The following is a 12,761-nucleotide window of genomic DNA, read 5'->3' as shown; positions in this document are numbered from 1 at the left end:
GGCTTCACCTTTCAGGATTGCGTGGAAATTTCAGATAGGGCAATCGGACGCCGCGCACGATCACGTTGTCGGCGCGAATCTGCGCAGGAGGCTCAAAGCCTACGGCGCCGGCTGCCGCCACATAGTCATCTTGTTCAACGCCATCGCCGCTGATGCCGAGGCCGCCAATGAGCTGGCCATCGCGGTAAAGCGGGACGGCGCCGGGAAAGAAGACCACGCCGCTCTGACTGGCGTTGGGTGGTTGATGGCCTTGCGTGCAAAGCGAATTCGTATCGCGTTGATAGAGGTCGAAGAACGGGCCAGCGGCGGTCGGATCAAACGGACCGCGACCCGGACCAATGCCCGGTGGGTATAAGGGTTGCGCGCCAAAGCTGATGGTCCGATTGGTCACGGCTGTGCCGGGTGGAACGCCGGGCATATCACGTGGGTCAACAGAGCTGCTGCTGAAATAGACGACATTACGCGCTTTGGTCACCGCTACGTCAATGCTGAACACAGTAGCGTCCGCCATGCGAAAGACGCCGAGCATCCTTCCGCTCACGTCACCCACAGCGATGACGAATCGGGCGCGACTGCCGGCTGGCAGCCGGATAGCCGCCCGCGTGCGTTCGGCGCGTTCCACCGCCTGCTGGATAATGCGGCGCACTTCATCTCGCGTTAGACCTAGGCCGTCTCGTGGTCCAAGCAGCCAGCCATCGGGCACAATTCCGCCATCTCGCGGCATGACCACGTATGAGCCTTCGCCAGGCTGCGGGAAGTTGCTCACGTCAACGGTTGACCCTGCTGGGCATTGAAAGGAGCTTGGAATTGGCGGCAGCTCTTGGCCATTGATGACGGCAAACGGCAGTCGAATGCCGTCAAGGAAAATGACCCCAGGCGACGGCAACGGCAAAGCTGAGGCGATAAACGGGCACGCTGCCGTGAATGCTACCAGTTCAGCTTGCGTCACGCGCTCGCCGCGCGCGCCGAGCACCACGCCGATGCCGCCGACGACCCGCCCCTGTTTGAAGATCGGTATGCCGCCCGGATTGAGCGCATCAGGGTAGGGAATTGTGTCCAGCAGATCGGCCTTGCCGGTGATGATGCCCAAGCCGAAACCGCCGTCCAGCGCCCGCGCGCGCGGAATGAGGGTGTCAAGTTCTGGATCGAGGGGGCAGCCTCGATTGGTGTTCTCGATGCCGTAGAGCGCAGCGTTGGGTGTGAACGCAATCCCCGGCGGGAAGTGAATGCCGCTGATGAAGCGCACTGTGCGTGATGAGAGCGGCGCTTGATCGTTACTGAAAAACGCGCCTGTGCGAGCCAGCGCGACAGCCAGGTCGTTGGCGTTGACCATCCGGCCAAAATTGCCCAGCGCAAGCTGCGGCGCTTGCGGCTTGCGGAACACGCCAAGAATCCGCCCGGCCCGGTCGGTGACGGCGATGACCATCGTTGGGTCAGCCAGCGCCCGCGCAGCCCGTCCGATCAGTTGCTGGACATCGCTGGCGGTCAATATCGGCGAACCGGTTTGGGCATCGTGGCGACTCTTTTCAGCCAACAGCAGCGCAATGATCACCAGGCTGGCTGTGAAAAGCGTTCGCTTCATCGGGTTATCAAATTATCATGCTGCGCCAACGCTGTCCAGCAATCAAATTGGTTGATAGTTGATGGAGGCTATGTTACTCTGATGCCGCCTTGCTGTGCGGAGCGGTATGAGTCGAATAATCGCAAGAGGTCGGCTTGAGCAATGCCGGGATTGCCGAGCCGCTATCACGGTGGCGATTGTTTCGTGGTGGTTGATTGGATTTTGCTTCGTCGGTCAACCAGTTGTCCTGGCGCAATGGATTGAGCCGATTGAGTTGGGAGAGTCCTCCGTACAGCGCATTCCGCGTCAGCCGCTACCGCAAGCAGGTGATTTGCAGGGATTGGTGACCGGTCCTTCGACAACGCCGATTCCCGGCGTTGCGATCAAACTGAGGCATTTGACCACAGGCAAAACATTTTTGCGGTTGACCGATGGTGATGGCATTTTTCGTGTGCTTGATGTGCCGCCGGGTGAGTATGAGCTCCAAGCCGACAAAAGCGGGTTTGTGTCCGTAGTCCAGCAGCATCTGCGGATTGTTGCCGGAGAGGTTCTGACGCTCTGTGTGCAGATGAAACCGGCAACGTTGCCGCCAGCGCGCATCGAGCGATTGCCTTATCAGCCGCTGCTGAAGCCGGAAAGCGACGGCTCGCTCGTGGTGACTGAGGAGCCTGGCTCTGAAGCCTCCTATGTTCGACGTGCAACCGATGAACGGCCTGCTGAGGCACGGCCCACGCCGGTTCTCCCGTTGGACGTAAGCGAAATTATCACGCCGGTTGATCCGCCCATTGGTTACACAGGCTCGGGCAGTCGTCCTCGGCGCGGCCAGAAGACCGATCGCGTCGCCGACCGCTGGCGGCTGGGCTGGCCCGATTGGGATCGGCAAACCGGCTACGAAGCGCCCTACCATCGGGGCCGACCCTATGACCCATATAATCAGAATGTGCTCAAAGGCGATTATCCGATCATCGGGCAAAACGTGTTCGCGATTGTGACAGGTTCGAGCGAAACGCTGACGGAGGCGCGTCGGCTCTACATTCCTAGCCCACCGAGCGCCGCCGAAGCGGGCAGCGAAGACTTCTTCGGTCGCGGCGAGATGTTTTTCCTGCGACAAAATTTTGAACTGACCTTTGAGTTGTTTCGCGGCAGCACGGCGTTTAAGCCGCAGGATTGGGTATTTCGTATCACGCCGGTGTTCAACATCAATTATCTGAACACGCGAGAAAACGGTGTGGTCAATATAGACGTTCGTCGCGGGACCAATCGGCTGGATGGCCACGTGGGATTGCAGGAACTGTTTGGCGAAATCAAGCTGGCTGACTCGCCGCCTGGCTTGATTGGTTTTTTTCGCGGCCTATTCAAACGCGATAAAAGCCCCTATTTCGATTTCACCTCGCTACGCGTCGGTATCCAGAAATTCAATAGTGATTTTCGTGGGTTCATCTTTCGCGAGCAGAATATGGGCTATCGGTTGTTTGGCAACAATCATAACAATCTCTATCAATGGAACCTGGCCTATTTCACGCAACTAGACAAAGACACCAACAGCGAGCTCAACACCGTCTTTCAATCGCGTCATCAGAATGTGGCCGTCTTCAACATGTACCGGCAAGATTTCATTGTCAAAGGCTATACCATTCAGGGCAGCATTCATTACAACGACGATCACGCCGGTCATCGTGACAAAGGCGGGTTGCACTTCAATCGAAACAATTTCCTTGAGCGGCCTGCGCCGATTGGCGGGTTTAGGCCGCATAATTTGAACATCGTCTATCTGGGCATCGCCGGCGATGGTCACATTGGCCGGTTGAATCTAACGCATGCCTTCTATCAGGCGCTGGGCGAAGATGATTTCAATCCGATTGCCAATCGCCGTGTTGATGTCAATGCGCAGATGGCCGCTGTTGAAGCCTCGGTGGATCGCGATTGGTTGCGATTGAAAAGTTCCTTCTTCTGGTCATCCGGCGATGACCGGCCGACAGATCGTCGCGCGCGCGGGTTTGATACCATCTTTGACGAGCCGGTGTTTGCCGGCGGCGAATTTAGTTTTTGGAATCGTCAGGGCCTTCGTCTGACCGGCACCGGCGTCGGACTGGTTCAACCCAATAGCTTGATTCCCAGCCTGCGCACGAGCAAGGGGGAAGGGCAATCGAATTTCGTCAATCCCGGCCTGTTTTTGTTCAATATGGGAACCGATCTGGAGCTCACGCCAAAGCTCCGCTCGCTGGTCAATGTGAATTTGTTGTGGTTCCATCACACGGAGCCGATTGAGCAGTTGCTCTATCAAGCGCCGATTCGGCGTTTCATCGGCACGGATTACAGCATTGGCGTGCAGTATCGCCCGCTGCTGAACAATAACATTATCTTGAAAGGCGGCGTGGCGGCGCTGGTGCCTGGCAATGGATTGAAGGATATTTTCAATTCGCGTGTGCTCTACGTCGCATTTGCGAGCACGCGGTTCACGTTTTGACGTCACAGGGAGATGTGATGAACAGAAGCATCGGCAAGGTCACACTTCACGTGAAGCGATTCTGTTTGGCGTTGGCGCTGAGCATCGGCTTGAGTAGTCTGTTGATTTCAACGGCCACCGGTCAGGAACCGACGTTGCTGTCTCAACGGCAAGACGAAGCTGACCGCAAGAGCGCCGGTTGTTTGAGCTGCCACACACCGATGGATGAACCGACCATGCACCCGACGCGGACGGTGCGCATCGGCTGTGTGGATTGTCACGGCGGCGATGCCACTGTCCAGAAACCGGCTGACGCGGCCAATCAGCCGCCTTATTCAAAATCCTATCAGTTGGCCAAACAACGCGCCCACGTGCAACCGCGCCGGCCAGAACTGTGGAAAAGCTCGGCCAATCCGGTTCAATCATTCGCCAAACTCAATGATGAAAGTCCGGAATTTATTCGCTTCGTTAATCCCGGTGATTTGCGCGTGGCTATGCAAAGTTGTGGGAGCGCCGGCTGTCATACCCAGATTGTCGCCAACGTGCAAAAGAGCATGATGACGCATGGAGCCATGTTGTGGGGCGCGGCGCTGTATAACAACGGTTCGGTGCCGTTCAAAGACCCACGTTATGGCGAAAGCTATACGGCTGATGGCATACCACGAAGGCTGCAAACGATCCCGCCGCCGACGCCGCGTGATACGTTGCTGAAAGGGATTCTGCCATATCTGGACCCGCTGCCACGATGGGAAGTGACGCAACCAGGCAATATCCTACGAGTCTTCGAGAGAGGCGGACGCCGCCGACTGGAAGTGGGAAATCCTGATCCTGAAGAAGAAGGCGGCAAACCGGATAAAGGACTGAGCGTGCGCGGACTCGGCACGCTGAATCGAACTGATCCGGTATTCATCGGACTGCAAAAGACGCGGCTGCTTGATCCGATGCTCTCCTTTATGGGGACGAATGATCAGCCGGGCGATTATCGTTCCAGCGGCTGCACAGCTTGCCATGTCGTGTATGCCAACGACCGCGACCCCATGCACGCCGGCCCATACGCCCCGTTCAAACATCGTGGTCACAGCTTCTCGGCCGATCCGACGATTCCCAAAAACGAGTCCGGTCACCCAATCAAGCACGTGCTGACGCGAGCCATTCCATCAAGCCAATGCATCGTCTGTCATGTTCATCCCGGCACGACGGTGACGCAAAGCTATCTGGGGTACACGTGGTGGGACAACGAAACCGACGGCGAGTGGATGTATCCGGCCAAGGAGCTGAAACGCTCGCCTGAAGAACTCGAACAGATTCAGCGGGCCAACCCGGAAGGCTCGGCGCAGCGCGGCCTGTGGGGAGATAAAGAATTTCTGGCCAACCTTTATACCGACATCAACCCGAAATTATCGCGCACACAGTTTGCCGATTTTCACGGGCACGGCTGGGTCTTTCGCGCTGTCTACAGTCAAGACCGGAAGGGCAACCTGCTCGATGCCAATGGTCAAATTGTCCCGCATGATGATCCTGACCGGTTCAAAAAAGCCGTTCATCTGAGAGACATTCATCTGGAGCGCGGCATGCACTGCGTGGATTGCCATTTCGAGCAGGATGTTCATGGCAACGGCAAACTGTATGGCGAAGTTCGTGCCGCCATCGAGATTGATTGCATTGATTGTCATGGCACGATTGAGCGGTATACGAATTTGCGAACGTCGGGGCCGGCCGCTCCGCCCGGCGGCACTGATCTGAGCCGCTTGTCAACGCCGTGGGGACCGCGACGCTTCGTCTGGCGCGGCAACCGCCTCTACCAACGCTCGATGGTCAACCCAGGACAGGAGTGGCCGGTTCGCCAAGTCAAGGATACGATCACGCCAGGTCATACCGACTTCAATCAAAAATCGGCCTTGGCCAAAACGCTTCAGCGCGACGGGCAAAGCTGGGGAACGGTTGTCTCGGATGATCGCCTAGCTCACGCCAACAAAACGATGACCTGCATCGCCTGCCATACCTCATGGACGACGAGCTGCTTTGGCTGCCATCTGCCACAGAAGGCTAATAAACGAAAGCCGATGTTGCACAATGAAGGTGAAGAATTGCGCAACTACGTCGAGTATAACTTTCAGACGTTGCGCGATGACGTCTTCATGCTCGGTTTGAACGGAACGGTGACGGGGCGTCGTATCAATCCGATTCGTTCGGCATGCGCCGTCTTAGTTGGCTCGCAGAATCAAAATCGCGAGTGGATTTATTCGCAGCAACAGACCGTCTCAGCCGAAGGCTACAGCGGAACGGCGTTCAGTCCATTTGTGCCGCACACGGTTCGCTCACGAGAGACCAAGCAGTGCACCGATTGCCATATATCGCGCGAGAACGATAACAATGCGTGGATGGCGATGGTGCTGATGCAGGGGACCAATTTCTATAACTTCCTTGGACGCTACGTCTACGTGGCCGAGGGCCGGAAGGGATTTGAAGCAGTCGTGGTCACCGAACATGACGAGCCACAGGCCGTCATTGGCAGCACGCTTCATCAGGTGGCCTACCCTGAGCGGTACAAGAAACACAAGCAACGTGGCGATCAATTGCAAGAAGCCTATCATCATCCGGGCAACGACGTTCTGAGCTGGCCTGGGCACGACACCGAGGTGCTGAGCCTTCAGTTGCGCGGTGAATATCTCTACACGGCCAACGGGGCTGGCGGTTTCCGCGTTTATGATGTGGCGCAAATTGATCAGAAGGGCTTTTCCGAACGGATCGTCACAGCGCCGGTTTCGCCGCTCGGCCAGCAGCTTTACGTCAAGACGCGCTATGCCACGGCAGTGGCCTCTCCCTCCACCATGGCGATTGATCCGACTCGCCCGCATCGTCCAGAAAACGAAGAAGCAGAGTACCGTGATGACAAACAGCGCATTCCGCTGCTTTATGCATTTCTCTATGTGACGGACAAGTACGAAGGATTGATTGTGATTGGTAATCCGCCAGGTGATCCCAACAACGCGGGCGTCGCCACGTTACTCGACGGAAATCCAGAGAACAATTTTCTGAAGCGAGCCGTCACGTTCAATCCCAATGGAATACTCAACGGCGCCGTCAATATCACCATCGCCGGTTTGTATGCTTACATCTGCTGTGATCGTGGGGTGGTGGTGGTCAGTTTAGAGAATCCGCTTGAGCCGAAGGTGGTGGCTGAGATCGGCCCGCCTGTCCTTGTTCGACCGAAAGCCGTCGCTGTGCAGTTTCGCTATGCGTTCGTGTGTGACGCTGAGGGCGTCAAAGTGCTGGACGTGACGGCGCTGGACCAACCTCGTCCAGTGCCCGGAGCTGTCGTCCCGTTGGCCGAAGCCAACAATCTCTACCTGGTTCGCACGTATGCCTACGTGGCCGCTGGAAAGCAAGGACTGGCTATCCTTGATATTGAACGGCCTGAACAGCCGCGGCTGGATCAATGGTTCAACGCTAATGGAGCGATCAATGATGCGCGCGATGTGAAAGTCGGCATGACCAACGCCAGTCAGTTTGCCTACATCGCCGATGGGCATAATGGCCTGCGTGTTGTTCAGCTTTTTTCGCCGCGTGATACACCTCACTATTTAGGCTTCAGCCCGCGCCCCAATCCAAGGTTAATTGCCACGTATCACACACACGGGCCGGCGTTGGCCATTTCCGAAGGACTCGACCGCGACCGCGCCGTTGATGAGAGTGGCTATCAACTGGCTGTGTTTGGTCGCCGTGGTTCGCGTCCGTTCAACTTGACGGAGATGCAACGCCTCTACCTGCGAGCAGGCCGTCTCTATACGGTGACGAACGACATTCCCACGCAACCGGTGAGCGCGCGTCGCGCCGGGTGGCTCTCGTGGTTGCTGGGGCCGATGGTTGTTCTCGTGTTCTTGACATGGCAGCGGAGCCGACCAAGAATAATCTCACCGCGATGAATGCACGCGACCACATGTCGACACCTTTCTTTGATACAGCCGAGATGGGAGCCTTGGCCCATCTGTATCGAGGCGAGATGTATCGCAGCAAAGTCTGGCGCACACGCCTGGATACGACGACCAACTGGGCAGTGGCCACCACCGGCTTGGCGCTCTCATTGACGTTCAGCAATCCGGAGAATTCACCATTGCCGCTCGTCCTGGTCGGATTGCTCGTGCTGGTCTTTTTAGGAATCGAGGCTCGGCGGTATCGTTACTTCGACATTTGGCGGACCCGGGTGCGGTTGTTGGAAGTCTGCTTCTATGCGCCCATTTTGCGCGGCGAAGGCGTGCGGGTTGATAACAACTGGCATCAGGTGCTGGCCGATGATTATACGAACTTGCACTTCCACATTAGCTATTGGGAAGCCCTGGGGCGGCGGCTGCGTCGCAATTATGCCTGGATTCTGCTGATCCTAGGAATTAGCTACATGGGCAAAATCATTATCCATCCTACGGCCTTGACCACATGGCAGGAGCTCTGGCGGCGAGCTACGATTGGGCCGATACCAGGAAAGATTGCGTTGGCGATAGGCGTAGGATTTTATGTGGCGTTGTTCTTGTTTGCCATTATTACCCTCAAGCAGCAACATGCGGCCGGTCGGGTCGGCGAGGTAGACGAGCACGAAGACCCGACGTTGAAGCTCGGCATTCAGGTGTAGCATTGAATGTCTTGGCGCGTCTCCAACACGCCGCTCTGATTTGCTCTGTTGTCCCAGACGTTGCCCGTCTGGCTACCTTCGCATGAGCCGCTTGCGCGGCTCAAGAGAGTGGGCTTCGAGCAGCGCGACCGTTTCACGAGTTGATCTGTTGTCTCAGCTCGGCTGATTCTGCTAGATGTTGGCGCATGATCTCGCTCATCGTGCTACGAACGCCGGGCAAATGAGCAAGCAATTTCTTAAATGCGCTGCGTGAGACGGTGACCACATCAAGTGGCGTCGTCGCCAGCACACTAGCTGTGCGGGCGGTATCGGAAACGAGCGCGATTTCGCCAAATACATCGCCGTCGCTTAAGCGCGCCACCACTTCGTTGTCTCTGATGACCACCACTTCTCCTTTCACGATGAAGTAGATTTTGTCGCCGAAGTCGCCCTGATCGAATACGATTTCGCCCGGCTCGAAGTGTTCTTGGATGACAGCGTCAGGTTGAAAGATTCGCACTTGTGTGATGTCCCGGGGCAGGATGACGTCCAGGAACCAGTCCATCAGCGCGCGGATTTTTCGGTCGAAGCCGGGAAGCTTCCAGAGATAGACAGCGCGCCATATCAACCAGGCGGGCAGTCCTGAAAATTTAACGCCGAACAGTTCGGCCACAGCCGAGCGACGTCCTAACGATCCGAGTTTGCCAAGACCGGTGAAGCTGAACGGTTGTTTCCGGCCGCCCCGAATTTCAGCCAGTACATTGGCGGCGCAGGTTCGCGCTTGACGAAGAGCATGCTGCGCCGTTGGCGGCGAGAGGATGCCGTCCGGTTGCGGCACGGCGGCGCAGTCGCCAAGCGCCCATACGCCGGGCCAATCGGGCACGTTGAGAAATTCGGTGACACACAACCGTCCAGCCTGGCGTTGGCAAGGCAGTTGTTCTAACAGCGGATGTGCGCCGGCAGGCACGGTGGCGACCACGGTTCGCGTCGGGATGGCCTCTCGCTGATGAGTGAGTTGGTTCTGAATGATGGCCGACTCAGCCGTGACAGCCTGCAGCCGAGTTCTCAGGCGGATGTCTATGCCACGCTCGGTTAACAAACGATGAGCGAAGTTGGCCAACCGTTCAACCATTTCCGGCAGGATTCGTTCGCCGCTTTGCAGCACGATCATACGCAGCTCATGCGGTTGAATAGTCGGGTAATGCTTGATCGCCTCGCGCACAAAGTCGTTCAGTTCAGCCATGCACTCGATGCCAGAGAAGCCGCCGCCGGCGACGACGAACGTCAAGAGTTTCTCTCGTTGCTGTTGGTCGGTCTCGATAGCTGCCTCTTCCAGCACGTGCACCAGATGATTCCGCAATCGCAGCGCGTCGCCGAGATACTTAAATGGGATGGCGTGTTCCTGCATGCCGGGGACTTTGGCCGCGTCCAGCCGTGTGCCCAGCCCGATGACCAGATGATCGAATGGAAGCGTGAGCGGTTTGGGTCGAAACCCCGGCGCCAGTCGCACGGTTCGCTGCTGCAGGTCAATCGCTTCGATCTCGCGAGTGTATAACTCAGCGCCAGGCACTAGTCGGCGAATCGGGCTGATGACGTGCAACATTTCAATCGCGCCTGAAATCACTTCCGGCAGCAATGGTTGAAACACGATGTAATTTTCTTTGTTGACGAGGGTGATCCTGATGCGACGACGTTCATCGGCTGTTAACGCGCGACTCAAGTACATCGCTGTGTAGACTCCAGCAAAGCCGCCACCCAGAATAACTACATTGGTCGTTGCCTGTGGCATGGCCTACGCGGTTATTGGAAGAACTTATGAACGGCTCGCAGATGAGCAGCAAAGAGGTTGGGATCAAATCGTGCCGGGTCTTTCAAATCTTCAAACAAACGATCAATCGCCGCAGTGATAGCCGCTTCGTTGGGCACAGTTGTAGCTTTTCGGTAGGTGCGGAAGAGTGTGTTAATCGTCATCACCGCCTGTTCAGCCGAGCGGATGCCAGAGACCAGCCCGACTTGTTCATCGCTGGAAACGGCGCGCAGGATGGCGCGGGTGATTTGTTGATCAAATGCCATGCTGTCCAGTTGTCGCGCCAGTTGATCGGCAATATCGGCGACCTGTTGAGCCGTTGCCGCAATGTCGCGCCGACGATAGACTGGTTGATCGAACATGCGATGCAGTTGCTCAATTTTTTCGTCGAGCGTTTGCCGCATGTTGGGCGAGATGGAGGCAAGCGCGTGACGAAAGACGCGGTATCGCGAATCATTATATGAGGGATAGCCGGGCGTATTCCTGTAGCCACGCTGTTGTCGCCAACTTGGCTCACGCAAGCTGTGATGACAGGCGTAACAATCCAGCTCGGCCAATTCCGGCCAGCCTCGCTCCCACGCTTGACTTTCCGCCTGTCGCGCCAGACGTTTCATGCCCTCGCGCAATGCTACCGCTTGCCCGACAGCCCATTGACGCACGCCGAACCATGGCCCTTTGTCCTCTGTCTCCAGCCAGTGTGCCGGCATGATCGCTATGTCGGTATCTAACTCAAACGTAAGATCGGGATGACCAGCAGCGATCATCTCGTGATCCACCTTTTTGGTATCCGTGCCCAGATGACAGCTCAAACATTTCTCCGCTCGTTTGATCGTATTCTTGGTGTCGTACATGCCGAGACTCAGCGACTGCGCATGCTTCCATCCTTTCTGCGTGTGCTCGCTGAGCCAGCCGCCGGCCGGGCCGTGACAGCTCTCACAACTGACGCCGTCAGTGATGTTGAATGATTTGGTTTGCAAGTTCGTTGGCACATTGGTTGCATGGCAGTCCAGGCATTTATCGCTGGTTTCTGGTTTATCGAGCTTGAGCAGACGCGCCATGCGTTTCGACTTTTCATTGAGCAGAACGTCATAGGCTTTCGCGTGCTTGTCGTGCAGAACCCAGATGCTGTATTCATTCAGTCGGACGCGCTCGTTGGGGCGGGGCGCGATGCCGCCGTGACAGGCGCTGGAGCTGCATGAGCCAGCGCCGGTGAAGGCGAACCCGTCAGTCGTGGGCGGCGTGTTGGCTTGGGTCGGCGCTTCCGGTGGTTGAGGGGGACGCCATAACCAAATGAACACCGAAGCAAGGCCAATGAGCGTCACCAGAACCAGGATGCGCTTGATCGTCTGGCTTGACCAGGGCTGCGGATTAACACGTGCCATAGTGTTTCCTCAGTTGCGATGCGGCGACCATCATAGACGAGGTGAGTTTGCAAAGTCAATGCAGCGCATCGCCGAATCATACCCCATGAAAGCTGGAGATATGAGTGTCCTGGAGCAAGTCAAGGAGTCCGGTCGAATCGCAACGTCAATGGAGCGCCGCTTCAGATCAGGAGAGCGTTTTGATGTTCTTATTTGGCCAGCAAGTCTTCGATCAGCGCAACCGATGTTCTACAAATTTTCGGAGGGAAAGACCATGTTCACGAAGCCAAAAGCATGGTGGGAACTGAAGTGACGGAGCAGCAATGTGCGATCTTCACTCAGCATTACTTCGGCGGCGGCAGCCGCCATCAGAGGATAGCCAGACGTGCAACGCCTGAGCGCGCGTCATCCGCAATCCTTCGCGCCTTGACGGGGCGCTACCTGTTTACCCACCGGCTCGTTCATGTTGTCTAGTCGCTGGTCACGAACGCGCACATCTGGGCGCGACTGCAGACGCGCCACGATTGTTTGATCTGCTCTTGCAGACGTGGCACGTCTGGCTACCTTCGCATGAGCCGCTTGCCCGGCTCAGCAGAGACGAACGGAGCATGAGTGAATCCTGCCGGATGCGCACTGAACATCGAATACTGCCGCGTTCTACTACTGTGCTCCAGTGCTCTTCATCACACATGGTCTTTCACTCTTGTATGACCTTGGCTCCTGGCTGCTGACTTCTGGCTGCTGACTCCTGACTCCTGACTTCTGGCTCTTGACTCCTGACTCCTGACTTCTGACTTCTGGCTCCTGATTCACACATGGCGTTTCTTCGGACTATTGGTATTGTCTGACCAGGAGTTGCCGATACGCGGAGCCCCACTGGCGTAATCGTTTCAAATAACGTGCTTGGAAATGCGACGGGCAAGAGTTTTCTGTTGACACGGGGTGTTAGAGCAGGGCGGCCAAGGGGACTCGGTCACCCG

At 56.8% G+C, this 12,761-nt stretch carries 7 protein-coding genes; 4 read left to right on the top strand and 3 right to left on the bottom strand.

Features of this window, described 5'->3' with window-relative positions; all coding sequences use genetic code 11:
• Window positions 1–4: 4 nt before the first annotated feature.
• A complete protein-coding gene (locus tag NZ823_00835) occupies window positions 5–1,582 on the bottom strand; it encodes a heme-binding protein (GenBank protein MCS6803672.1) in 1,578 nt (525 codons plus the stop codon).
• A 106-nt stretch (window positions 1,583–1,688) separates the two neighbouring features.
• Here NZ823_00835 and NZ823_00830 point away from each other — a divergent pair, with 106 nt between their 5' ends.
• Genes NZ823_00830 through NZ823_00820 form a run of 3 tightly spaced genes read left to right on the top strand, consistent with a single transcriptional unit; the run spans window position 1,689 to window position 8,634 of the window.
• Complete coding sequence (locus NZ823_00830; protein MCS6803671.1) at window positions 1,689–4,028, top strand: carboxypeptidase-like regulatory domain-containing protein; 2,340 nt, start codon at window positions 1,689–1,691, stop codon at window positions 4,026–4,028.
• A gap of 17 nt (window positions 4,029–4,045) precedes the next feature.
• Window positions 4,046–7,933 (top strand): hypothetical protein, encoded by a 3,888-nt coding sequence (locus NZ823_00825; GenBank protein MCS6803670.1) that lies wholly within the window; start codon window positions 4,046–4,048, stop codon window positions 7,931–7,933.
• A 14-nt stretch (window positions 7,934–7,947) separates the two neighbouring features.
• A complete protein-coding gene (locus NZ823_00820; GenBank protein MCS6803669.1) occupies window positions 7,948–8,634 on the top strand; it encodes a DUF2270 domain-containing protein in 687 nt (228 codons plus the stop codon).
• 133 nt (window positions 8,635–8,767) lie between these two features.
• Here NZ823_00820 and NZ823_00815 read toward each other — a convergent pair whose 3' ends face one another.
• Both NZ823_00815 and NZ823_00810 read right to left on the bottom strand, forming a co-directional pair.
• Window positions 8,768–10,402 carry an FAD-dependent oxidoreductase gene (locus NZ823_00815; GenBank protein MCS6803668.1) on the bottom strand — a complete coding sequence of 545 codons (1,635 nt, stop codon included), beginning with the start codon at window positions 10,400–10,402 and terminating at the stop codon, window positions 8,768–8,770.
• A gap of 11 nt (window positions 10,403–10,413) precedes the next feature.
• The gene (locus NZ823_00810) at window positions 10,414–11,802 is read right to left on the bottom strand and encodes a hypothetical protein (GenBank protein MCS6803667.1); all 1,389 of its coding nucleotides are present in this window, start codon (window positions 11,800–11,802) and stop codon (window positions 10,414–10,416) included.
• Window positions 11,803–12,075: 273 nt separating this feature from the next.
• Here NZ823_00810 and NZ823_00805 point away from each other — a divergent pair, with 273 nt between their 5' ends.
• A complete protein-coding gene (locus NZ823_00805; protein ID MCS6803666.1) occupies window positions 12,076–12,255 on the top strand; it encodes a hypothetical protein in 180 nt (59 codons plus the stop codon).
• The last annotated feature ends 506 nt before the right edge of the window (window positions 12,256–12,761 follow it).

It is taken from the genome of Blastocatellia bacterium (assembly GCA_025054955.1).
Lineage (GTDB): Bacteria > Acidobacteriota > Blastocatellia > HR10 > J050 > JANWZE01.
This window is presented reverse-complemented; position numbering and strand designations above follow the sequence as displayed.

Coding starts and splice junctions, on each gene's coding strand:
- NZ823_00835 (MCS6803672.1), bottom strand. CDS start 1,582: ATGAAGCGAACGCTTTTCACAGCCAGCCTGGTGATCATTGCGCTGCTG.
- NZ823_00830 (MCS6803671.1), top strand. CDS start 1,689: ATGAGTCGAATAATCGCAAGAGGTCGGCTTGAGCAATGCCGGGATTGC.
- NZ823_00825 (MCS6803670.1), top strand. CDS start 4,046: ATGAACAGAAGCATCGGCAAGGTCACACTTCACGTGAAGCGATTCTGT.
- NZ823_00820 (MCS6803669.1), top strand. CDS start 7,948: ATGTCGACACCTTTCTTTGATACAGCCGAGATGGGAGCCTTGGCCCAT.
- NZ823_00815 (MCS6803668.1), bottom strand. CDS start 10,402: ATGCCACAGGCAACGACCAATGTAGTTATTCTGGGTGGCGGCTTTGCT.
- NZ823_00810 (MCS6803667.1), bottom strand. CDS start 11,802: ATGGCACGTGTTAATCCGCAGCCCTGGTCAAGCCAGACGATCAAGCGC.
- NZ823_00805 (MCS6803666.1), top strand. CDS start 12,076: ATGGTGGGAACTGAAGTGACGGAGCAGCAATGTGCGATCTTCACTCAG.